22 protein-coding genes and 1 tRNA gene are annotated in these 22,034 nt (G+C 42.1%); 7 read left to right on the top strand and 16 right to left on the bottom strand.

The features are described from left to right. Positions 1 to 157 precede the first annotated feature (157 nt). The 7 genes from aroG to GFB48_RS16595 all read right to left on the bottom strand — a co-directional run bounded on the left by aroG (position 158) and on the right by GFB48_RS16595 (position 7,351). Positions 158 to 1,213, bottom strand: coding sequence for a 3-deoxy-7-phosphoheptulonate synthase AroG (gene aroG, locus GFB48_RS16625; RefSeq protein ID WP_163938434.1), 1,056 nt, complete (start codon positions 1,211 to 1,213; stop codon positions 158 to 160). A gap of 250 nt (positions 1,214 to 1,463) precedes the next feature. After that, positions 1,464 to 2,102, bottom strand: coding sequence for an adenylyl-sulfate kinase (gene cysC, locus GFB48_RS16620; RefSeq protein ID WP_163938431.1), 639 nt, complete (start codon positions 2,100 to 2,102; stop codon positions 1,464 to 1,466). Between the two features lie 9 nt (positions 2,103 to 2,111). Next, on the bottom strand, positions 2,112 to 3,830 hold the full coding sequence (locus GFB48_RS16615; RefSeq protein WP_163938440.1) for an SLC13 family permease: 1,719 nt from the start codon (positions 3,828 to 3,830) through the stop codon (positions 2,112 to 2,114). Beyond that, positions 3,830 to 5,242, bottom strand: a complete 1,413-nt coding sequence (cysN, locus tag GFB48_RS16610; RefSeq protein WP_163938428.1) for a sulfate adenylyltransferase subunit CysN — start codon at positions 5,240 to 5,242, stop codon at positions 3,830 to 3,832. Before cysN ends, GFB48_RS16615 begins: the two co-directional genes overlap by 1 nt. An 8-nt stretch (positions 5,243 to 5,250) precedes the next feature. Next, a complete protein-coding gene (gene cysD / locus GFB48_RS16605; protein WP_163938425.1) occupies positions 5,251 to 6,153 on the bottom strand; it encodes a sulfate adenylyltransferase subunit CysD in 903 nt (300 codons plus the stop codon). After that, positions 6,116 to 6,943, bottom strand: coding sequence for a uroporphyrinogen-III C-methyltransferase (cobA, locus tag GFB48_RS16600; protein WP_163938422.1), 828 nt, complete (start codon positions 6,941 to 6,943; stop codon positions 6,116 to 6,118). Before cobA ends, cysD begins: the two co-directional genes overlap by 38 nt. A 102-nt stretch (positions 6,944 to 7,045) precedes the next feature. After that, complete coding sequence (locus GFB48_RS16595; RefSeq protein WP_163938419.1) at positions 7,046 to 7,351, bottom strand: hypothetical protein; 306 nt, start codon at positions 7,349 to 7,351, stop codon at positions 7,046 to 7,048. Between the two features lie 62 nt (positions 7,352 to 7,413). Between GFB48_RS16595 and GFB48_RS16590 the strand changes: the two genes are divergently transcribed. After that, positions 7,414 to 8,574 (top strand): MFS transporter, encoded by a 1,161-nt coding sequence (locus GFB48_RS16590; RefSeq protein WP_163938416.1) that lies wholly within the window; start codon positions 7,414 to 7,416, stop codon positions 8,572 to 8,574. Between the two features lie 66 nt (positions 8,575 to 8,640). Here GFB48_RS16590 and GFB48_RS16585 read toward each other — a convergent pair whose 3' ends face one another. From GFB48_RS16585 to GFB48_RS16575, 3 genes are all read right to left on the bottom strand, one after another. Then, the gene (locus tag GFB48_RS16585; RefSeq protein ID WP_163938413.1) at positions 8,641 to 8,889 is read right to left on the bottom strand and encodes a hypothetical protein; all 249 of its coding nucleotides are present in this window, start codon (positions 8,887 to 8,889) and stop codon (positions 8,641 to 8,643) included. 131 nt (positions 8,890 to 9,020) lie between these two features. Next, entirely contained in the window at positions 9,021 to 10,124 is a 1,104-nt protein-coding gene (locus GFB48_RS16580; RefSeq protein ID WP_163938410.1) for a phosphoribosylaminoimidazolesuccinocarboxamide synthase, read from the bottom strand. A 113-nt stretch (positions 10,125 to 10,237) separates the two neighbouring features. After that, entirely contained in the window at positions 10,238 to 12,316 is a 2,079-nt protein-coding gene (locus tag GFB48_RS16575; protein WP_163938407.1) for a cytochrome c3 family protein, read from the bottom strand. Between the two features lie 195 nt (positions 12,317 to 12,511). Here GFB48_RS16575 and GFB48_RS16570 point away from each other — a divergent pair, with 195 nt between their 5' ends. Beyond that, positions 12,512 to 13,318, top strand: a complete 807-nt coding sequence (locus GFB48_RS16570) for an SDR family NAD(P)-dependent oxidoreductase (protein ID WP_163938404.1) — start codon at positions 12,512 to 12,514, stop codon at positions 13,316 to 13,318. A gap of 97 nt (positions 13,319 to 13,415) precedes the next feature. Here the strand turns inward: GFB48_RS16570 and GFB48_RS16565 are convergent, their stop codons facing one another. The 5 genes from GFB48_RS16565 to GFB48_RS16545 form a co-directional block, all read right to left on the bottom strand. Then, positions 13,416 to 15,191, bottom strand: a complete 1,776-nt coding sequence (locus GFB48_RS16565; protein ID WP_163938401.1) for a long-chain fatty acid--CoA ligase — start codon at positions 15,189 to 15,191, stop codon at positions 13,416 to 13,418. 152 nt (positions 15,192 to 15,343) lie between these two features. Continuing rightward, a complete protein-coding gene (locus GFB48_RS16560; RefSeq protein ID WP_205597753.1) occupies positions 15,344 to 16,294 on the bottom strand; it encodes a DUF1722 domain-containing protein in 951 nt (316 codons plus the stop codon). Positions 16,295 to 16,357: 63 nt separating this feature from the next. Beyond that, the gene (locus GFB48_RS16555; RefSeq protein ID WP_163938398.1) at positions 16,358 to 17,683 is read right to left on the bottom strand and encodes a M24 family metallopeptidase; all 1,326 of its coding nucleotides are present in this window, start codon (positions 17,681 to 17,683) and stop codon (positions 16,358 to 16,360) included. A gap of 25 nt (positions 17,684 to 17,708) precedes the next feature. Then, positions 17,709 to 17,816, bottom strand: a complete 108-nt coding sequence (locus GFB48_RS17825) for a DUF2569 family protein (protein ID WP_163938395.1) — start codon at positions 17,814 to 17,816, stop codon at positions 17,709 to 17,711. A gap of 7 nt (positions 17,817 to 17,823) precedes the next feature. Beyond that, the gene (locus GFB48_RS16545; protein ID WP_163938392.1) at positions 17,824 to 18,183 is read right to left on the bottom strand and encodes a DUF2569 domain-containing protein; all 360 of its coding nucleotides are present in this window, start codon (positions 18,181 to 18,183) and stop codon (positions 17,824 to 17,826) included. Between the two features lie 90 nt (positions 18,184 to 18,273). Here GFB48_RS16545 and GFB48_RS16540 point away from each other — a divergent pair, with 90 nt between their 5' ends. The 5 genes from GFB48_RS16540 to GFB48_RS16520 all read left to right on the top strand — a co-directional run bounded on the left by GFB48_RS16540 (position 18,274) and on the right by GFB48_RS16520 (position 21,423). After that, the gene (locus tag GFB48_RS16540) at positions 18,274 to 18,999 is read left to right on the top strand and encodes a hypothetical protein (protein ID WP_163938389.1); all 726 of its coding nucleotides are present in this window, start codon (positions 18,274 to 18,276) and stop codon (positions 18,997 to 18,999) included. Positions 19,000 to 19,002: 3 nt separating this feature from the next. After that, complete coding sequence (locus tag GFB48_RS16535; protein ID WP_163938387.1) at positions 19,003 to 19,260, top strand: hypothetical protein; 258 nt, start codon at positions 19,003 to 19,005, stop codon at positions 19,258 to 19,260. Positions 19,261 to 19,315: 55 nt separating this feature from the next. Further along, positions 19,316 to 19,762 carry an MAPEG family protein gene (locus tag GFB48_RS16530; protein ID WP_163938384.1) on the top strand — a complete coding sequence of 149 codons (447 nt, stop codon included), beginning with the start codon at positions 19,316 to 19,318 and terminating at the stop codon, positions 19,760 to 19,762. 198 nt (positions 19,763 to 19,960) lie between these two features. Then, entirely contained in the window at positions 19,961 to 20,452 is a 492-nt protein-coding gene (locus tag GFB48_RS16525) for a rod shape-determining protein (RefSeq protein WP_163938382.1), read from the top strand. Between the two features lie 275 nt (positions 20,453 to 20,727). Continuing rightward, on the top strand, positions 20,728 to 21,423 hold the full coding sequence (locus GFB48_RS16520) for a hypothetical protein (protein ID WP_163938380.1): 696 nt from the start codon (positions 20,728 to 20,730) through the stop codon (positions 21,421 to 21,423). 404 nt (positions 21,424 to 21,827) lie between these two features. On the opposite strand, the gene GFB48_RS16515 is transcribed toward GFB48_RS16520, so the two are convergent. Beyond that, positions 21,828 to 21,912 (bottom strand) — tRNA-Leu (locus GFB48_RS16515). Positions 21,913 to 22,034: the final 122 nt, after the last annotated feature.

The following is a 22,034-nucleotide window of genomic DNA, read 5'->3' as shown; positions in this document are numbered from 1 at the left end:
CGCGGCAGGTAATCTAACTGAAGCCGATGTACAGCAAATTAATGCGGGCCTAACCGAGACTCGTACTGCCGAATAATTCGTTTCCTTCACTGCAGAAAACGACAAGTAACAAAAAGGCCCTTTAAAATATTAAAGGGCCTTTTTTATAACTTAAGAATTAAGCCTGACGGCGGGCTTTCACTGCTTCAGATAATTGTTCAAGTACCGCTTCAGTATCTGCCCAACCAATACAAGCATCAGTAATCGATTGGCCATAATTCAGTTGTTGACCTTCGACCAAATCTTGGCGGCCTTCATTGATATGGCTCTCAATCATCACCCCAAAAATAGAGCTATCGCCCTGGCTAATTTGACCACAAACATCGGCACAAACATCAATTTGACGTTTAAATTGTTTTTCTGAGTTCGCGTGTGAAAAGTCAATCATAATATTATTAGGTAGATTAGCCTTATCCAGTTCCGCGTTTACTGCCGCCACATCTTGAGCTGAGTAGTTCGGACCTTTACCACCTCGAAGAATAATGTGGCAGTCCTCATTCCCTTTAGTCGCAACAATTGCAGAATGACCATACTTAGTCACTGACAAGAAATGGTGGCTAGAACCTGCTGAACGGATAGCATCTACACCTATTTTAATGGTGCCATCAGTCCCGTTTTTGAAGCCAACTGGGCATGAAAGACCTGAGGCAAGCTCTCGATGTACTTGAGATTCAGTAGTACGAGCACCAATCGCTCCCCAGCTCATCATATCTCCCATATATTGGGGAGTAATCATATCTAAAAATTCACCAGCGGTTGGCATACCCATCTGGTTAATATCGACGAGCAACTTGCGAGCTATCCTTAAACCATCATTAAGTTTGCAGCTGTTATCCATATATGGGTCGTTAATTAACCCTTTCCAACCCACTGTGGTACGTGGCTTTTCAAAATACACTCGCATCACAATTTCGAGTTGATCCTGGTATTTTTCACGCAGCACCATTAAACGTTCACCATAATCAATCGCAGCTTTAGGATCATGAATCGAACATGGTCCAACAACCACTAGCACACGATCATCCTGTTTGTTTAAGATGTTGGATATTGCTTGGCGGCTTTTAAATACGGTTTCAGTGGTTGTTTCAGTCGCTGGATACTTCTCAAGTATTGCTACAGGGGGTAATAATTCTTTAATTTGCTCAATGCGAACATCATCAGTTTGGTAGTACATAATCCATGACTCTCTTAATAGGGGGGTTCAACCACGAAAAGCTGAATTTTTTATCTTAATTGGTTCTATGGGGTCAATCTTACTGTGTTTTTAACATTTAAGGGAGGCTTTCTCCCCTGTTGCTAGCTAAATTACCCCAAAAAAGTGTAATGCCCTAAACTAACAAGTAAATAGCCCTATTTGCTACAAAATCTACATTAATATTTTTGCATCTCTATGTATTAGAATTTGAAATATTCACCTTAGAATATCAACTAACGCCTAGTCTAAGGCTAATATCATCGGTTTGGTTCTGGGCTTGCATGACCCCAATTGCTTGTAAATAATCGATTATACTCTCAACTTGTGATGCGATATCTCCCTGGGCAGTATCTATCGTTAATTCTGGGTTTAGCGGGACTTGGTATTCATCACTGATCCCAGTAAAAGTTGCAATTTCCCCTTTTCTGGCTTTTTTATAAAGCCCCTTAGGATCTCGCTGTTCACAGACTTCTAAAGAGGTGGAGACATAAATCTCTATAAACTGTCCTTGAGGAAGTGCCTTTCTTACTTGCTGCCGTTGATGGTGTTTGGGGGAAATAAACGTTGCAAGTACAATCAGCCCTGCATCTAACAGCAATTTGCTGACTTCCTGAGCTCGGCGTAAGTTCTCATCCCTATCTTGCTCACTAAAGCCTAATCCTGCACACAGACCATGGCGAAGATTATCACCATCAAGCAGGTAAGTATGTTTTTGTCGAGCAATGAGTGCTTGCTCTAAAGCGTTAGCCAAGGTTGATTTCCCTGAACCTGACAAGCCTGTAAACCACAATAATACTGAGCTTTGTTGCTTTATTTGCGCCCGTTGCTGCTCGTTAACGGTATGTTGGTGCCAAACAATATTAGACATCTTGTCTCCTTAAAATGGAAAAACTTTTGGCACTAACCAAATAATTAATGCTGAATAAACAATCGAAATGGGCAGCCCCAAACGTAAATAGTCCCTGAACTTATAATTACCAATAGGTAACACCATTAGATGGGTCTGGTAACTGAATGGAGAAATCAAGCTTGCACTCGCACCAAAGACAACTGCCATAATAAAGCTTCTGGGCTCTACCCCATAATGCAACGCCAAAGAGTAAGCAATCGGAAATGCAAGTGCCGCAGCAGCATTATTAGTGACCATTTCTGTCAGCAGTAGAGTCATCAAATAAACCCCGATAAAGGCTCCCATTACCCCATAAGGATTGAATATGGTCAAAATACCTTGGGCAATTTGATTAGCCAAGCCTGTGTCATACATGATGGAAGCCAGTGACAGCGCACTGCCAACAATGACGACTAATTCTACCGGGAAGCGCCTTTTTAGCTCTCTAAGATTTAAGATCCCCAAAGCAACATAAGCCAGCATCAATACAATGAAGCCCTTTGTTAAATCCACCAGCTGGAGCAAATTAAGTACTAATACCCCGGCAAAGCCTAAGATAGCCATTACGGCTTTTTTAGGCTCTAACCGGGTCGCTAAATCAACCCCAGATACCAAAGTAAAGTCACCACTTCTTCTCGCTCTGCGACTAAAATCACTACCTGGACAAATCAACAATGCATCACCTGCAGCCAATTTGGTGTCACCTAAGCCACCGCTTAACCGTTGCTGTCCCCGCCTAATAGCCATTACCGCACCGTCAAAATTTTCCCGAAATAAGACAGATTTCAAACTGCGACCGACTAACGATGCCCCTGGAGCAATCACCGCCTCAACTAAGTTCTGGCCATCTGCCTGGCTTTTAGCAAACCACTCTAAACCATCAAATTGATGCAATAGCTCAACAGAATCTAAAGCACCTGAAAACCTTAGCTTATCTCCGGCCTTTAATGTCAGCCCTGGTGGCACAGGGGCGATTTTCACCCCATTACGTTCGAGCTCAGCCAGATACAGTTGCTTCAGTGCCCTTAACTGATTATCGAGAACACTGTTACCAATAAGCTTGGATGTTTCGTTAACCGTCGCTTCTAGGAAATAAGGTAAGCTAGCATCGTCATGATAAGTTCTATCTTTTAATCCTAATGCCAGCAATACCAGTAGCGGTAAACAGACACTCACTATAATCAATCCAATGTAGCTAAACTCAAAGAAACCAATAGGTTGCAAACCTGCTTCAACAACAAATGAGTTAACAATTAAGTGAGTAGACGTACCAATTAAGGTCAGTGTTCCACCTAAAATCGCTGCATAAGATAGTGGTAATAAAAATTTACCTGCTGGTAAGTGCGGATGACGCTTTATCACCCTAATTAGCGTTGCCACTACTGCGGTATTATTAGTGATTGAAGATAAGGCTGCAGTTGTCAGCCCTAAACGAAATAAACTGCTGGTTTTGCCATTGCCAATTAACTTTCCAATTGAGCTTAATAGCGGTGTTTTTTCAAGGGCCGTGGTTGCCATCAAAATTAACACCAATAGTAATAATGACGAATTTGTAAAATGACTAAAGGTGTCAGCAAAGCTCGTCAAATTTAACAAATAAGCTGAGATTGCCGCGATAAAGAATAAAGTCGCTGGCCTTGCCAAATTAAAGGCAAGGCCAAGCAATAACAGTATTAAAATGGCTGCAATAGCAAAACTAGCCAATATTATTTACCCTCTGCAAGCAGGTCGCGAGCGCCCCAATGAGGATAATTGTTAATGATAAATTGGTTTAGCGCCAACTCTTTAGCATCATACTGCTGCCCTTGAACCTGAGAGTAACCTTGGATCATTACGCCCGCTAAAGTGGCATTAGACTGGCGGTCGATTAAGATCGCACTGCCGGTAATGGTACTTCTAGCAAAGCAGTCTAGGGCTATTTTTTCGGTTAGCTCCAGTTCTACCCAAGCAATGGCATTTAAGCCCACCTCAGCTTGCTCTTTTGCCAGCGTATTAACATCAATAGTGTGAGCAATCTTGGCTAATTTGGCCTGGGTCTTTTTACCGGCAATCTTAATATCATATAAACTGTTCAGTTTGGCGGGCTCTGCGTTCATCCACACCATAATGGCTTCAATTTTATTGCCGACTCCGGTTTGCGCTTCAGGGGCAACAATCACATCACCCCGGGAGATATCAATCTCATCGCTTAAGGTTAGGGTAATGGCCTGCCCCGACTGCGCCTGCTCAAGCTCACCATCGAAGGTCACAATCTTATCAACGGTGCTTTGCTTACCTGAAGGTAATACTTTGACTACATCACCCGGGCGGACTTTGCCTGTGGCAATGGTGCCTGAGAAGCCCCTAAAACTTGAGTCTGGGCGCAGCACATATTGCACCGGTAAACGAAGTTGTTGCGAAGACAAATCCTTGGTAATTTCGATGGTTTCTAGCACTTCTAGCAAGGTTCTACCTTGATACCAAGGGGTTTGAACAGACAGTTCTACCACGTTATCGCCTTTTAACGCGCTTACTGGTACAAAGTGCATCTGCACATCATTTAAGGCTTTGGCGAAGCCGCTAAAATCACTGACAATTTGCTCGAACACGGTTTGCTTAAAGCCCACACTGTCCATTTTATTGACTGCGATAATAAAATGTTTAATACCCAGTAAAGAGGCAATATAGGCGTGACGTTTGGTCTGGGTTTGTAACCCTGCTGCAGCATCAACCAGTAATACTGCAGCATCACAGGTTGAGGCTCCCGTTGCCATATTACGGGTGTATTGCTCATGCCCTGGGGTATCAGCAATAATGAACTTACGTTTTTGGGTTGAGAAGTAACGGTAGGCCACATCAATGGTGATCCCCTGCTCTCGCTCAGCCTGCAAGCCATCCACCAGCAAGGCTAAATCAATCTCTTCACCGCTAGAGCCTTGACGCTTAGAGTCTTGCTTTAATGTGGCCAGTTGATCTTCATAAATTTGCGCGCTGTCATGCAGCAAGCGACCAATAAGAGTACTCTTACCATCATCCACACTGCCACAGGTTAGAAACCTTAATAACCCCTTGTGCTGCTGCTTTTGCAGGTAAGCAGCTACCCCGTCAGATTGTACTTGTTGTGCGATTTGCGTATTCATAGTCTTTCCTAAAAGTATCCCTGACGTTTCTTTTGTTCCATAGAGGCGGCTTGATCCGAATCAATCAGACGCCCCTCGCGCTCGGATGAGCGAGCCAATAGCATCTCTTCAATAATCCCTTCAAGATCATCCGCTTGGGACTCCATGGCAGCGGTTAACGGATAACAACCTAAGGTTCTAAAGCGCACTGATTTATGCTCAACCTGCTCGTCGGCACTAATAGGCATACGCTCATCATCCACCATTAACATAGTACCTGCTTTACTCACCACTGGGCGTTCTTTGGCAAAGTACAGCGGCACCAATTCAATTTGCTCTTGATGGATGTATTGCCAAATATCTAGCTCTGTCCAATTGGATAAAGGAAATACGCGTATACTCTCTCCCTTATTGACTGCGCCATTATAATTTTGCCAAAGTTCAGGGCGTTGATCTTTAGGTTCCCATCGATGATGCTTATCCCTAAAAGAATAGACTCTTTCTTTGGCTCGAGATTTCTCTTCGTCTCGCCGTGCGCCACCAAATGCGGCATCAAAGCCATACTTATCTAACGCCTGCTTTAAAGCTTGGGTTTTCATAATATCGGTATGTATAGCAGAGCCATGCTCAAACGGATTAATGCCTTGCTCAATACCTTGCTGATTCTGATATACGATCAAATCCAAACCAAACTTTTTTGCCTGATGGTCACGAAAGCTGATCATCTCTTTAAATTTCCAGCCAGTATCAACATGTAATAATGGAAATGGCAGTTTGCCTGGATAAAATGCTTTACGGGCTAAATGCAACATAACCGAAGAGTCTTTACCAATGGAGTAAAGCATCACTGGATTCTCAAACTCTGCTGCAACTTCCCGAATTATTTGAATACTTTCAGCTTCTAACTGCTGCAGGTGAGTTAAACTGGTCACTTTTAGCACTCCTTATAAATTGATTGAATGAGGTCGGTAAAGTCATCGCTTGCCCCATAGCTAATTGACATACTTCGCCAATAATGAGCAAACCCGGTCCATCAGCTTTTACAGATAATAATTCTTTTGCTGTGCCTAATGTTGATAAGTATCGCTGCTGCTGAGGCCGAGAGGCATTAACAATAAGCGCGATTGGAGTACTGATATCCCTACCCGCAGCTATTAAACCATTTATTGTCTCGGCAATTCTAGTTAATCCCATATAAATAACTAATGTATGGTTTGGTTGCGAATATAACTGCCAATTAGGTTGCTGACCATTTTTTGCATGGGCAGTGATGAACGTTACCCCTTGGGATAGCTCCCTATGGGTCAGCGGCAAGTTATTATAACTTGCCGCAGCAACAGCGGCAGTTATACCTGGTACAACTTCGGTGGAGATACCAAGTAGAGTTAATGCTTGCTGCTCTTCACCACCTCGGCCAAAAATAAATGGGTCACCGCCTTTTAAGCGGATAACGGTTTTATGCTTAAGCGCCGCATTTGCTAGAGCCTGATGAATATCCTCTTGTTCGCTACTATGGCAACCATTGCGCTTACCAACATAAATCAGCTTAGATTTTGGATTAACAAGCTGTAAGACATCATCAGAAACAAGTGCATCATAAAAAACAATATCGGCCTGTTGCAGAAGGCGCGCAGCTTTTAATGTCAATAGCTCAGGATCGCCAGAACCTGCCCCAACAAGATAAACCTTATTTTTTCCTTGGTTAATATTAACTACACTCATCCGCATAACTCACTTTGTTTGTGTCGCTAAACTATAACCAATCTCTTATAACCAAATAAACAACTTAATCTAATTTAATATAACAAAAAGGAATATAATGAATTATCTTTGTGGTTGCTGTGGCGCTATCCCTATTGAATCGAGATAATCATCTAAATTCGGACAAATACCATCAATACAAATACTGCGGCATTGATTTTCTAGAGGAAAGCTAAAACATCGAGATATCAATGGGTTGATGGCCCTTAATAGCTCTAATTGCTGTTGCCTAATCTGCTCAGCTTTGCGCTGTTCACTTGCCAGTTTAGTTTCAAATATCTTAGAAGAGTGCTTCGATTGGCGAACGGTCACTTCTCCAGCGAAGCATATGCTACTAACCAACAGCAATGATAAAAGTAACTTAGGCATACAAACCCTCAATTTATATGTGATAATACTAGTTATATCAGTAATTAAGATAACCTGCCAATATGCCTTCTAGCTCCCCTAACAGATTGTTGTTATTAATGATTTTTATCATGTCTCTGGTGTTTTCGGTATGGCAGGTACTGCTCAATAATTTCGTAATTGAAAGAGCAGCCTTTACCGGGGCAGAAATTGGCATGTTGCAAAGCCTAAGGGAAGTCCCTGGCTTCTTGGCTTTTACTGCGATATTTGTATTACTGATATTAAAGGAACAAACCTTTGCCCTAATCGCTCTAGCCATCACTTGCATTGGCGTTGCCCTAACTGGATTTTTCCCAACCGTCATCGGCTTGTACTGCACCACGGTGGTGATGTCAGTTGGTTTTCATTACTATGAAACCATTAACCAATCACTGACCTTACAATGGGTAGACAAAGATAAAACTGCAGAGTTTTTAGGGCAAGCCATGTCCTGGAAAGCCGCCGCCGCGCTTTCTAGCTATGCCCTAGTTTGGTTGTTAATGACGGGTTTAGAGCTTGATTATATTTGGGTTTATGGTCTGGTTGGTGGCCTTGGGTTTATCGGAGTTATCTATCTAGTCATCGTTTTTCCAAAGTTCCCCCAACACGCCAATCAAACCAAGAAAATGATCCTAAGAAAGCGTTACTGGTTGTATTACCTATTAACCTTCTTATCCGGCGCCCGCAGACAGATTTTTATGGTGTTTGCCGGTTTTATGATGGTCGAAAAATTTGGCTACAGTGTCAGTCAAATTACCGCACTATTTTTAATAAACTATGTATTTAACCTATTTTTTGCTAAAAAAATTGGCCAAATTATTGGCAAGATTGGCGAGCGTAAAGCGCTGACCTTTGAATACTTAGGCCTAACCGTAGTCTTTGTCAGTTATGCCCTTGTGGATATCGCTGAAATTGCCGCGGCGCTGTACGTGATCGATCACCTGCTGTTTGCCTTTGCGATAGCCATTAAGACCTACTTTCAAAAGATTGCCGACCCCAAAGATATTGCTGCCACCGCGTCAATCAGCTTCACCATTAATCATATAGCGGCCGTTGTCATTCCTGCTGCATTAGGCTTAGTCTGGCTGTATTCAGCGACCCTAGTGTTCTTTATTGGTGCGGCTTTGGCTGTATGCTCCCTTATCGCCAGTCAGCTTATTCCTGCCACCCCAGCCCAAGGCAAAGAAACGATTCTGATTAAATAGTTGGGAATTAAAACGAATTGATTACCTAATAAAAAAGCGCTCATCGAGCGCTTTTTTTAATCTGACTTACTTATTCAATTCAGGGGTGCCTAACAAACGCCCATAAAAATTAATTAGGCCTGTATTTTTGCGAACCTTTTCAGCCCAATAAATCCCCACTATGGCGCCGACTGCCAATGCCCCCCAGATAAGCCCATAAGAATCGCTCTGTGTCTGCTTTAAATAGATGAAACCAGCAAAAGCAGTAATAAAGGTTGGCGAAATCACGATAGAAATCCACAGTAGAGACTGTAATACATAAGCGATAGGCTTCATAAAAACTCCTTGTTTATGAATAAGTTGGAAGGGGTAAAGCATGCCTTTTTATTGTATCAAAATTGTTACAATGAAAAAAGGTCGCAAAAGCGACCTTTTTTCATGTTAACCATTTTATCTCAATGGTCGTCTTATAGGATTAAATCGTACTCATCCGCCAATATTTTAATGATTTCTGCTTTCGGGTTGTCAGATAATGGCACAGGCCTGCCTGTTATTTTCTCTGCAATCCCAACGTAGGTTTGAGAGACTTGCATCAGCACTTCAGTTGCTAGCAGGTTATTTTCAGCCAGCGCGAAGCGTTCATCCATACGGTCTTTATTAAGCAGAATATCTGGATCATCAAAGGTGTTTAACAGCAATTGACGGAAACCCTCTTTCGAGTTTTCCACCACCTTACCATGGCGATATTGCTCACCGTCCCAAATACGAGAAGAATCCGGCGTACCCACCTCATCCATATATATCAACTTGTCATTACCTTGGCTATCAGTGACATAGCCAAACTCAAACTTAGTATCTACAAAAACCTGATCAAGTTCTGCTAAAGCTTCAGCAATTACCCCAAAACCCTCTTTTAGTAACTTTTCATAAAGATCAATATCCGCAGCGGATTTAAAGTTAAATGCCTGATAGTTATCCTGTAAATCTTGGCGAGTCACATTGACATCGTCTGCTTCAGGCACTCCAGGAATCCCTTTTAACACCCCTTTCGTCGATGGCGTTATGAGGATCTGATCCAACTTCTGATCTTTTTGTAGCCCTTCAGGTAATTCAATTCCACAAAACTCACGCTCACCATTTTGATAAGCTCGCCACATTGAGCCGGTGATGTACTGACGAGCAATCGCCTCTACCATTACAGGGCGAGCTTTTTGAACAATCCATACAAATGGATGGGGAATATCTAAAATATGGCTATCGGCTAACCCTTTTTGTTTAAACAAACTAAACCAATGGTTAGAAATAGCATTTAAAGCGGCACCTTTACCAGGCACACCTTTAAGACCTCCTTCGCCCTGCCAAACACAATCAAAAGCTGAGATACGGTCAGAAATAACCATAATCGCTAATGGGGTATCAGCAGCAACATCGTAACCTTTTTCGCGGATAAGTCGCGCACTATCGGCTTCAGTTAGCCAATAAACACTGCGAACCTTACCAGAATGAACGGGTAAGTCGGTACGAATAGGAAGATCATCATTTACAGCGAGAACGCTTTGGGCAAGGCTCATCAGAGTTATCCTTAATTTTAGGGCTTGTGCCAAGTGACAAGGAAATCGCAAGATCGCGAAAAGCAAGATAGTAGCAGATCTACTATCTTGCTGCAGCGGGCTGACAATGAAGATTACTCAGCTTTGGCGGCTAATTGTCTTTGTAATTGTACTAGCTGTGGATATTCACCCATTGTTTTAATGATTTGCCCTAAGGTAAATAAAGCTTGTTTAGTATTACCTTGAGCATCAATTGCTAACACATACATATAGGCATACTGTGGATTGGTTGTATCAAACTTTACTGCTTTAACCAAATTTTGCACAGCTTTATCCATATTTTTAGCTCTTATCCAGTACAATCCTAAACTATAAAACAAACTCGCTTCTTGGGGGTTAGCTTTGATCCCTTGCTCAAGGACCTGTGAACCTTGGATATCTTGTCCCATACGCTTATATAAATCCGCAAGATTAATATAAGAAGCGGTAAAATAAGGATCCATTTTGATGCTAGCTAGGTATTGTTGTTGTGCCGCTTGATAATTACCTTGACGCTCTAATAACACGGCATGGTTAATCCTTCCTTCACCACGCCAACTGGTAAAAGTGAATGACTCAGTTAATTCAGCCATAGCATCATTAAAGGCTGGCTGATGCTCGATTGGAATGCTGACGTCCACCAGCGCATTTGCTGCAGCAATACGAATCGCTTTAAAACTGTCAGTTAAGTTTCTCAATACATATTTTTGTTTATCTTGCGGCGAAAAATTGATTGCAAATTGAGTAATCGCCAACCTAATAAGGTTATTATTATGGCTAAATAACGAGGCCAAATAGTGGCTCGGAATGGAATAATAAACCTGCCCTAAATGATTGATTGCCGTTGCCCTGATCATCTCTGACAAACTTTCATCCATAATGATTTGGTAATGCGCCTGCGCACCGATATTGGTTCCAAGCATTAACGACCAGTACTGAGTTAAATTCTGATTAACTGGCTTTGGTTTGCCATGTAACTTTTGTAATTCCGAGGTCGCCCATTGATTATCTTTGTCTTTATGACAACTGCTACAGGCATTAGGACCGATCCCCTGCTCACTAAGATGTGGCCTTGGAATACTAAAACTATGATCCCTGCGGGGATCTACCTGCATATAGGTTGTGGTTGGCATATGGCAACTCACACACTCACTGCCCTTATTGTCATCATGACCGTGGTGCGATTTCACATCATAAGTTTCTGGGTTATGGCAAGTACTACAAAGATTATTACCCTTAGCCTTTAATTCCATGGAATGGGGATCATGGCAATCGGTACAGACCACACCTGCCTGGTACATTTTTGATTGCCTAAACGATCCCATCACATACACTTCTTCCTTAATTTGACCATCGGCATAATACCAAGGAGGGCTTAGCCAACTTGGTGAGAATTGATCTAAATAGGGTTTATCAGATCTAAAACCATTGGTAATTGGGGTTCTCAATGAATGACAGGCATAACAGGTATCCATAAAGCTGCTATCCCTTGGTTCACCTTGCCAATGGGCAATATCTTCATTAGCAGCCCTAACCCAGCCACCTTTGGGTTTGGGTGTTGATTGCTGATGTGGCCGCTCTTTGCCATCATGACAAGATAAACAACTGACATTAATGCTCGCCGATTTAGTATTAAAGCTATCGCTGTTAGGATCATAGTTGGGTTTTAAATCGTCTGAATGACAATCGGCACACATACCATTGTAATTTTGTAAGGGTTGCTGCCAGTGCAGGCGATCATTAGCCTTGATATCTTCATCATATAAGTGGATCCATCGCTGGCCACCTTGCTCTTTAGGTCGACTATCCCATGCAAACGGTAGCACTTGTAACTTACCCTGTGCCGTTGCTACTAAATATTGCTGTAAAGGATCGAAACCAAAAGTATATTTGACCTGATAAGTTACCGCTTTGTCGCCACTGCTCACCTCTGCAAAAAACTGTTGGTTTTTGCGATAAAATCGAGCGGTTTGTGAAAAGTGCTTAGCCTCAGTATTAAAATCTGCAAGTACACTACCGGTATCGGCGATAGCCATTGAATGGGCATGATGTGATTGTTGCCAGTTTTGGTTCTGACTTTGATGACAATTCACACAATCTTGAGGCTGATAGCTGCTGGCTACTGCTGGGCTAATAAGGCTGACAAGAAGACCCAATACGAACAGAAAATACATCGATAAAAATCCATTTATTGTGAGGACAGCGCTCATTTTATGTTCTGCCCCCTAGGTAAAAGTAAATTTTGTTACTGTTTTAGTACAAATTACCACCATAAGGTAACTCAAGGCTATTAACTTACCATACACTCTTAACCTACAATAGCGACAAACAAACATAATATACATAAATTGATAACAAGGTTGGTCGACATGGAATTATTAAAGGGCAAAGTTGCAATTGTCACTGGAGCCGCTCATCCATTAGGAATGGGATTTAGTGGCGCCAAAAAAATGGCAGAAGCGGGTGCTAAAGTGGTGATCACTGATATGGTGCGCGAGCCACAGCATCAAGCCAATATCGAGGCGCGTGCTGCTGAACTGCGTGACGCCGGCTTTGAAGCGATTGCATTGCCAGTTGATGTCACCAATCGCGAGCAAATTAATGCTTGTGTTGAGAAGACCATTGAGCATTATGGCCGCATTGATATTTTATTTAATAACGCTGGCAGCCCTGCTGGAGTGGGTGATTTTCTTGAAATGACCGATCAACAATGGGACATTAGTTACCAAGTTAACGTTAAAGGCGTGGTTAACTTCTGTCAGGCGGTGATCCCACATATGCAAAAAGCTGGCGGTGGTTCAATCATTAATAACTCTTCACTACTGGGTTTAGGGGCTTTAGCTCATACTGCAGGTTACTGCGCCACTAAGTTTGCCCTAATTGGTTTAACTAAGACCCTTGCTTGTGAGTTCGGTAAAGATAACATCCGTGTTAACGCTATTTGCCCTGGTAATATTTGGACTCAAATGAGTGAACTAGAAGTAGACTTACATGTGAATGCTGGGGAAGGTACCCGTGCAGAAGTGACTCAAAAGCTGGTAGACGATGTGGCTCTTGGTCGCTGGGGTAAAGCTGATGACATTGGTAATGCGGTAGTATTTTTAGCCTCTGACATGGGCAGCTACCTATCTGGCGTATCACTGCCGGTTGCGGGTGGACTGGCTTCAGGACTGTAAAAAGCTCGTAGGCTAGATACGAAAAGAGCAGCTCAATGTAGCTGCTCTTTTGCTTTTAGGCTTTATACTTTGTAGTTTGCACTTTCCATGGCTAGCGTCAGCTCGCCCCATACATCGCGGCAATCTCTTTAGCATAGCGTGAATTAATCACTTTACGCTTAAGTTTCATGGTCGGCGTAATCAAGCCTTCTTCTAAAGAAAAAGCATCAACGATCAAAGTAAATTTCTTCACTTTTTCAAAGTTAGCTAAATCATGCTGTACTTCTTTTAATTTCTGCTCAAACATTTCCAACACTAAAGAATGTTTTAATAACTCAGCCTTATTTTGATAGTTAATGCCTTTTTGTTTGGCCCAAGCTTCTAAGTTTTCATAAGCAGGCACAATTAACGCTGAGACATAGTTTTTAGCATCTGCAATAACGGCCACTTGCTCAACCATGGCACTTTGGCCAAGCTTACCTTCTACCCTTTGTGGGGCAATATACTTGCCATTGGAGGTTTTCATTAATTCTTTAATGCGGTCAGTAATGAACAGATTGCCGTCATGATCGAGATAGCCGGCATCCCCTGTCTTTAACCAACCATCTTCAAAAGTGTCATTGGTGGCTTCTGGCAGGTTGTAATAGCCCTTCATCACGGTGTCGCCTTTGACTAGGATTTCGTTATCCTTGCCAATCTTGATCTGGACTCTAGGTAGTGGCTTACCATTAGAGCCAGGAACTTGGTTACCAAGGGTATTACAAGTAATGGTTGCGGTGGTTTCAGTCATACCATAGCCCACCAGCACTGGCACATCAATGGCTTTGAAAAACTCGGCTATGTCGGCATCTAGTGCCGCGCCACCTGCTGGCATAAACTTTAAGCGACCACCCAGCAGTTCTTTAATTTTAGAAAACACCAATTTATTGGCGATAAACCTTTGAGTATGCAAGCCAAAAGTATATTGCTTGTTAGCATGCTTTTTACCGGTATTAATCGCCCAATTAAATAACCCCTGGCGCAGCTTAGGGGCGCTTGCTAATCTTTGATAAATGGTCGAGTAAATTTTCTCTAAAAAGCGGGGTACTACACACATGGTATGTGGTCGGACTTTAGCTAATGCTTCGCGTACATCCATGGTATTGCTTAAATAAACATTTTTACCGCCACGGGCCAACACATAGTAACTCCATCCACGTTCAAAGACATGGGATAACGGCAAAAACGCCAATGACACATCACCCGCCACAAATGGCAGCATTTCATCATGTTGTTCGATAGTAGAAGCGACATTGCGGTGAGTCAGCATCACACCTTTAGGGTTACCTGTGGTACCAGAGGTATAAATGAGAGTAATAAGATCATCTAAATTCCGTCGTTTCATTCGTTCATCAATGAGGCTGGGCACGACTTCTGCTGGGTGATTTATTAGATCATCAAAATAGACATCGGCTGAGCTTAAATGAGCTTTGCTATCAAAACAGACAACCGATTGTAAGCTTGGACACTCTGCTTGTATCGATTTAACCAGATCATACTCTGCCTGCTGGCCAACAAAAATTACTTTCGCCTTAGCATCATTAACGATATAAGCGACTTGCTCAGCTGTTGAGGTTGGGTAGATAGGCACCACCACCGCATTGGCCTTGACACAACCTATATCAGCCACCGTCCACTGTGGACAGTTGTTCGCCATAATGGCACAGGTCTGTTGTTTTTCGACCCCATTGGCGATCAAATACGAAGCGACTGTCGTGCTGTTAGAAAATAGCCTCTGCCAACTCACTTCGCGCCAATTTTTAGCACAATCATAACCATCTAAAGCAATTTCATCCTTTCTCGTGGCAAATTGCTGATTAATTAATTCAAGAATATGATAAGACTCTAAAGCCATTTAAATCGCCCTTTCAGCGTACACCTGTAAACCCAGTTATTTTACGGCATAATTCAGTGAAAATGAAAGACTTTGTAATCTTAGTTGAGATAATTGCGGATGCCAGATTGAATCGGATTGCTCGAAAAAGTCCTGCATCAGCAGGACTCGGACTACAAGCCATACCTTAGTGGCAATTCTTTGGGATAAGGTTGAAAATAATACTGTTGCAGTAGAAAAGGGTTTGCGGTTTCTTTAGCATAATGCTTAATCAGAGTCATCGGTGCCATTAATGGCTGCTCCCCAATTCTGTAACTTTGGATCAGTCTACTGAGTTCTTGTTTATCTGATGCCCCTAACGAATCTTTGAAAAATCCTTGCATGTGTTCAAGGACATTAACGTGACGCTTTTTGCTGGCTGGTTTTGCCATCGCCCGCATCAGCATAGACCGGTAATTAACCACAACTTCATGCCATGGGTGCTCCCCTTGCTGTGCTACCAGTTTGCCCATCTGATAGTAAAGTTCAGGAGAGTGGGACAGTATCAAAAATTTATGCTGGGTATGAAAGTTAACTAAATCTTTGGCTGCACCATTTAGCACCTGCTGCTGAAAGCGATGCAAAGTAAATATCCGAGTAACAAAATTCTCCCTAAGAATAGGGTCATTCAAACGCCCGTCCTCTTCAACCGGTAACCATGGGAAGCGCTGCATCAAAGCGGCGGTGAATGCCCCTACTCCCTGAACATCACTGCGCATGCCGTTTTCCAGGTATACTTTAACCCTTTCCATGCCACAGCTTGGAGAAGCTTTGCAAACGATATAACCACTGAGTTTGCTGAAAGTATCATGGTTGTCCGGCACAAGTTGGGCTAGCTGCTCATGGTACTTGTTGCCGGTTTTTGGCTGCACCACTTCAACACCGTTAATATTACCCACTAACCTTAGTGTCTCCCTTGGTACGCCAAGGCCAATGCTCATCTCAGGACAAAACTTTACCAGCTCGCAATGTTCGATCAGTTGCTTAAGGACAAAGCCCGATGGCTTCATCCCCCGATCAAAGCGTACCTTCTCGCCTGCTACGCAGGCACTGATACCTATTTTCAATGTTGAATCTTGCAGCATAACCGCCCCCTTTTATAATGAGTATAAACGCAGGGGGCAAATTAAAAGATCAATTTAAGAGGTTTATAAAGACTTAATTAAGTGGAATTGCTGCTGTCTGCCTGAAAGGTATTTGATTTGGTTGCCATCAAAGAAAGCTTCCTCTTCTAACATGATCCTTATTTCTTTATTCCAGCTCTGGATAAAATCGGCATTATTTAATTCTATTGAATAAGCAGTATTGGGCTGTATTGGATAGTCACCATTAACGGCAACCCCTTGCTGTTGATCCCACATGCCTATGGTTGCACCCGCTGCATGACCATGAAAACCGATGGGGTGAGTGTAGATTGTCGGCTTTAATCCACTCTCAATAGCTTGCTGCCTAGCTAAAGCAAGCACCTCATTACCTGTCTTAGACAACTTAATATGACTCAAGAGAATATCTTGCAGTTGATTTGCCTTTTGTAGTGCTAATTGCAGTTGCTGCGGTGCTTGTGTTTCTCCAGGTTTAAGAACATAAGCGTGCTGTTGCTGGTCGGTATTTAAACGTAGATAGGTAATGCCAAAATCTACATGCAAAAGATCACCGGGCTCGATTATTAAGCTTTGATCATAGCCACTAAAGGCTGCTATTTGATCGAACTTGGTTTTATCTTGTTGTCTTTGAATGGAAACCGTTGGGTGAAACCAATTGCTCAACCCAAGGGAAGTCGTTTGCTCTCTTAGCCACCAAGCAACATCACCTAACGTTGTTTTACCTGGGGTAACCACCTCATTGGAAAAGGCTCGCTTGATCAGCCCATGGCCTAAATCAGTAATTTGTGGATAAATCTCCATCTCTAATGGCGTTCGAGTTTCTAACCAAGCTATCGCTAAAGGTTCAGAGGATATCACCCTTGCTTGTAACCCTTGGGGTAAAACGGACATTAGCTTTTGATATTCACTGTGAACCAAACCGTCCGCCAAGGCAAAGTGTTGGGAATGATTAATCGCGATATTATCTGGGTCTATCTGCTTTATTAAATCAGCTAACGCGAGCCACTGATTTGGCTGTTGCTCTTTATCCCAGGCTTGTTTAAATAAGTTACCTACTGCATACCTTGAGACAGATAAACGCTGATAAGCATTGTCCTTATCTTTATAGATAAGCAAAATGGTTGTACGTCTGGCACTCTCCCAACTTGAGGGCAGCATGGTTTTTAAAATAGGATCTTCGTTATACTCCCTTGAGATCAGCAACCACATATCTATATTTTGCCGCTGCATTAACTCGGGGAGTAAATTATCTAACCTATCTTCTAAAATTTGATCGATTTTTTGTGCCTGCTCCTTTAGAGAAACTACAGCAGCCTCTACTTGAACAAACCAAAGTGTGCTTATTATCAATAACAGTCTTAGCACTATCATTCTTCCTTGTTGTTAATATATCCAATTACTTAAAGGTGGCTTTTACTCTTTTAGATACTATCAGATAAGGGAGCCATATTGCCGAACTAATAATGGTTCTTATGAACTCTTTTAGGGTATTGGGATCCCACATAGGCTCTTCAGGAATGAGTATGGTTGGTTGCTAGCCATGCATCCAGCGGGATAAGCACCATACTGAACAGCATAATGAAGATATAGCCCTTAGGAAAAATTCGGCTTTTAGCAAAAAAAGCAAAGATTAGAAAAATGCAGGCCAGCACTATAAAGCTATTAGCCATTATCTCACCAATGATAAATGGCGCCCACAAAGGATGGTAATACTCCGAACTTGGGGTCGTAAAGATTTCCCAAAAACCCTGATCAAATAATTCTTGGTAAAGGGGCAAATACTCATAAACCAGCCTAACAGGGGTAAATATCAAGCCTATCGCCAGTAAAATTAACCAACCACCTAAGCCTTTGGGCTGCGTATTCGACATTTTTCTTCCTTGAAGTTACATTAATAACTTCTAACTTACTTTTTAGCCGTTATATCAGCAAGTTAATTTAAACAACTTAAGGAAACTGCTATGAAAGGCGTTCAACTAGTCACTTTTTTCTTTCTGTTTATTACCTTATGGGCTCTGTACGCTATTTTATGGAGTATTGGTATTTTGGATGATAGACCTTTTCCCCAGCCTGCAACCGGTGGAAAATGTGAGTATGTACAATCGATACAACTAGCAAGACTAGAGCAAAATGAAGATGGTCTCTCTGTTAATGCTTTTGCAAACAGTCTGTCTTTAAAAACACCATTAGATGTCGATAACTTACTCGATATTACTCAACACCAAGTCGGCGACTATTTTTGGGTGAGTGTTGATAGCATCACATCTGGCAGCTGCAAGCCAGTTAATGTAACCAGTATCAATAAAATCGCTCTAACAGATATTGATAATAAAAGTGCTAACGATCTCTCACTGCAATTACTGTCCCTACAAAGCTGTTTTGCGACAAACCAACAAGACATGTTTAGTGAAGAGCAACAACAATGCGTCAGTGCTCAAACACTTGACGTTGACTTTTTAGAGGCCAAAATTATTAGCTCATTACCAGTAAGTTCTGTAATGGTATGCCCGAAAGAAAAAAGTTTTATGAGTTTTGGCATTTATATCTTCCCTAAAGACCAGCCACAAATAAAGCTCGCCTGCTTAAAGGATAAAATGAACAGCTACCATGCGCTCATTGTCGGCCAAGAGGATACCGAAGAATCGCAACCACCTCAATTTCAGGTAATCAAACTTTTAAAGCCCTAAACAATGAAAACGCTAGTTAAAATTGTACTGCAAATACTGCTAATGATTGTACTGAGCTTCTGTATCGGGATTGGGTACTGGAAGCTTGATAAAGTACTGTGCGACCCAGAGTACTACTTTTCGATGGGCTGCAGTGAGCCTTGGGGTGAACCATTACTAAATACTGTACTACTTTGCCTATTGCTGGCTTGGGTAGTCATGGGGCTGAAATGGTTAACCATGATCAGTAAAGCCGTGAAATTAACTCATGATCAGAAGTGATCCACATGCCACTACAATCGTTAAAACAAGCACCATGATTAATTAAGGAAATTCCATGTTGGAATCAGCATTTACCAGCACGCTTTTAAGCACATATTCATTGGCGTTTTGGGCGTTATTCGTCATCTTTACCACGGTATTTATACAAAGCTTGGTGGCCATGGTTGCCCACCGCAAACAGTCGCAGTACATACCAGGTATTGTCGATGAAAAACTCGGCCAGGAATCTTTTGTGTTCCGCAGTAATCGCACTGTGCTGAACTCTCTAGAAAATATACCATTTCTGGCAGGGCCTGCATTTATCGGGATTTTAACCGGCATGGACCCAAGCCACCTTGCAGTATTACTGTGGGTATTTGCCATCGCCAGAATTATCCATATGGTGCTGTATTACAAGATAGCCACCAATGCCAACCCAAGCCCTCGCAGCCACTTCTTTGCCATTGGTTTTCTCACTAATTTAGTACTGTTGGTGATGTTAGGGGTTCATTTGGCAAGCTAAGGCTTAGGACGGTGCTTCGCACCTACAGAACGCTTCGCTACGGGACGGCCTGCGGCCTACAGAACGCAAACTTCGTTTGCTGAAGGGGGCTAGGGGTGATTACAATCTTTAAATAAATTTGATTGGGCCTTAATTATCTAATTGAAATAATTAAGGTAAATAGTTAGTCTGGCTATAAACTTCCACATAAGCAGCTACATGTTTGAGTACCTAAGAAGCCTATTTAGTCACGACCTTGTCATTGAATTAAGCTCTAAACAAATCACCGTCAGCATTTTTGGACAGGGTATTGAATTCCAAGATGAGCCACTAATTGCTATTCAAGGTGAAGCCGAAAAGTCTGTGATTGTGGAAATTGGTGCTAGTTGCAGAACCCTTCAGCAACCCAATATTGAAGTTACTAACCCATTTAATCATTCTAGAAGTTTGATTGGTAGCTTTATGATGGCAGAAAAAGTCCTGCAGCACGCAGTACTAAAGTCACATAAAAGTAAACTTAGGCCAGCCCCAAGAATCATTATGCACCAGCTTGAAAAAGCAGAAGGTGGCCTTACCGATATTGAAGACAGGGTACTTCGAGAGTTAGCAGCAGCCTCAGGTGCTAGAGAAGTACTTATCCACACAGGCAGCAAAATCGATATCCATCAGCACACCTTTGACAGCTTCAAGCGCCAACAACAAAACCAGTAAAACCTTTGAAGAGCTTTAGCCGACTCAGGAGTTGAAAACAGCGAGATATTTAAAAGTTGCTAAGCCCACTCATATTGGATGAGTACCTTCATTCTCCCAAATAGCCAACCATAGGCATATTAACTCAAGTAGAAAGCCTGACTATACAAAGCAATCACACCTCACAAAGTGTTGTTTTTTAATACAAAAAGTGTTTATTAATATAGTTAGCATTGACGCTAGCAATATTACTATTTGCTTCGCAGTATAAGGAAGCCTAATCTAAAGAAATAATCATGAAAAAAGTAAGCATATTACTCTTACTCTCGATCGTAGTCGGAGTTAGCTACCACCATTTTTTCAATCAAAAAAATGAATTAGCGGTTACGATAGAGCCCACTGTTGAACTCTCAGAAGTTACAGATCAACAAAAATTACCCGTGCTAGCTTCTCAACAAAGTCAGATACCTCAGACTATTGAAACTGCTACAAAAGCCAATAAGGTGGCATCATCTGATCAGCAACAAAATGAGTTAGAAAACAATACTTCAGAGCTATTGGAAAACAAACCTAACTTTCTACGATCAACATCAGCATCATTGCTAAATAATTCTTTCTTACTTGAGGATAGTAGTGTCTCCCAAGCTAGTGTTATTGATTATTTCAGTTACTCAGACTTTGGATATTTAATAGAAGAAATTTCACAACTCGATGTAGATGAACTGAGTCTATCTAGAGAATCATCTTTACTAACTAAAATTTCATCGATGAAGCAAACCAATATAATCGACCAGCAACACGCCTGCAGGGGAAAGCTGTGCTTTATTGAATTAAAAGCTTCCTCTTATAGTGATGAAGAAATACAGAGTATTTCTCAGTTCGGGTCTAATTATGCTTTTACTAATGTCGTTCAAAATGAAAGTGACGAAACGATAGTTAGAGCAATGTATATAGAAACAGAAAACCCATCTTTACTACGAGTGACTAGATAGAATAGCTAGTGAACTTATCAAGGGAACAAAACGATGACAAAAGTTTCGGGAAAACTTTTGAACAGCTTCAGCTGGCCCGAAGGGTTAAATACAGGGAGGTATTTAATAACCTTTTTAAGCCCGTTCTTGCAAGGCTAGCGAAGAAAGTTCAAGGTAGCCAACAAAGCTAGCCCGTTGAGCTTAGTTCGCTAAGTGATGCGGGTAGCTTTGTGCAGCTAACGCAGAAATTTCGATGCTAATGCAGCAAGAGGGAGTTTGGTGAGGTAAATGACGGTGGTTAGTCAACGAAACCAACGCAGTTATCGCAAAGCAAGAGTAGCAGCCACTGAGTTTGAACAGCTAAGCTGTTTTTTTGATACAAAAAAACGGAGATGTCGTCAGACAACTCCGTTATTTTGAATTTGTGGTGCGGAGGGAGAGACTTGAACTCTCACACCTTGCGGCGCCAGAACCTAAATCTGGTGCGTCTACCAATTCCGCCACCCCCGCACAAATTTTCTGTTTCACGTTTTAAAGCTGTGAACATGCTTTTGCAATATGGCTGGGATACCAGGATTTGAACCTGGGAATGGCGAGATCAAAACCCGCTGCCTTACCGCTTGGCGATATCC

This window comes from Paraferrimonas sp. SM1919 (assembly GCF_010993985.1).
Taxonomy (GTDB): domain Bacteria; phylum Pseudomonadota; class Gammaproteobacteria; order Enterobacterales; family Shewanellaceae; genus SM1919.
Note: the sequence above shows the minus strand (reverse complement) of the source record. Positions and strands in the feature narration are given on the sequence as shown.

Coding starts and splice junctions, on each gene's coding strand:
- GFB48_RS16540 (WP_163938389.1), top strand. CDS start 18,274: ATGAAAGGCGTTCAACTAGTCACTTTTTTCTTTCTGTTTATTACCTTA.
- GFB48_RS16555 (WP_163938398.1), bottom strand. CDS start 17,683: ATGATAGTGCTAAGACTGTTATTGATAATAAGCACACTTTGGTTTGTT.
- cobA (WP_163938422.1), bottom strand. CDS start 6,943: ATGAGTGTAGTTAATATTAACCAAGGAAAAAATAAGGTTTATCTTGTT.
- GFB48_RS17825 (WP_163938395.1), bottom strand. CDS start 17,816: ATGTGGGATCCCAATACCCTAAAAGAGTTCATAAGAACCATTATTAGT.
- GFB48_RS16570 (WP_163938404.1), top strand. CDS start 12,512: ATGGAATTATTAAAGGGCAAAGTTGCAATTGTCACTGGAGCCGCTCAT.
- GFB48_RS16585 (WP_163938413.1), bottom strand. CDS start 8,889: ATGAAGCCTATCGCTTATGTATTACAGTCTCTACTGTGGATTTCTATC.
- GFB48_RS16525 (WP_163938382.1), top strand. CDS start 19,961: ATGTTTGAGTACCTAAGAAGCCTATTTAGTCACGACCTTGTCATTGAA.
- GFB48_RS16545 (WP_163938392.1), bottom strand. CDS start 18,183: ATGTCGAATACGCAGCCCAAAGGCTTAGGTGGTTGGTTAATTTTACTG.
- aroG (WP_163938434.1), bottom strand. CDS start 1,213: ATGTACTACCAAACTGATGATGTTCGCATTGAGCAAATTAAAGAATTA.
- GFB48_RS16575 (WP_163938407.1), bottom strand. CDS start 12,316: ATGTATTTTCTGTTCGTATTGGGTCTTCTTGTCAGCCTTATTAGCCCA.
- GFB48_RS16590 (WP_163938416.1), top strand. CDS start 7,414: ATGCCTTCTAGCTCCCCTAACAGATTGTTGTTATTAATGATTTTTATC.
- GFB48_RS16520 (WP_163938380.1), top strand. CDS start 20,728: ATGAAAAAAGTAAGCATATTACTCTTACTCTCGATCGTAGTCGGAGTT.
- cysN (WP_163938428.1), bottom strand. CDS start 5,242: ATGAATACGCAAATCGCACAACAAGTACAATCTGACGGGGTAGCTGCT.
- GFB48_RS16560 (WP_205597753.1), bottom strand. CDS start 16,294: ATGCTGCAAGATTCAACATTGAAAATAGGTATCAGTGCCTGCGTAGCA.
- GFB48_RS16565 (WP_163938401.1), bottom strand. CDS start 15,191: ATGGCTTTAGAGTCTTATCATATTCTTGAATTAATTAATCAGCAATTT.
- GFB48_RS16580 (WP_163938410.1), bottom strand. CDS start 10,124: ATGAGCCTTGCCCAAAGCGTTCTCGCTGTAAATGATGATCTTCCTATT.
- GFB48_RS16535 (WP_163938387.1), top strand. CDS start 19,003: ATGAAAACGCTAGTTAAAATTGTACTGCAAATACTGCTAATGATTGTA.
- GFB48_RS16595 (WP_163938419.1), bottom strand. CDS start 7,351: ATGCCTAAGTTACTTTTATCATTGCTGTTGGTTAGTAGCATATGCTTC.
- GFB48_RS16530 (WP_163938384.1), top strand. CDS start 19,316: ATGTTGGAATCAGCATTTACCAGCACGCTTTTAAGCACATATTCATTG.
- cysC (WP_163938431.1), bottom strand. CDS start 2,102: ATGTCTAATATTGTTTGGCACCAACATACCGTTAACGAGCAGCAACGG.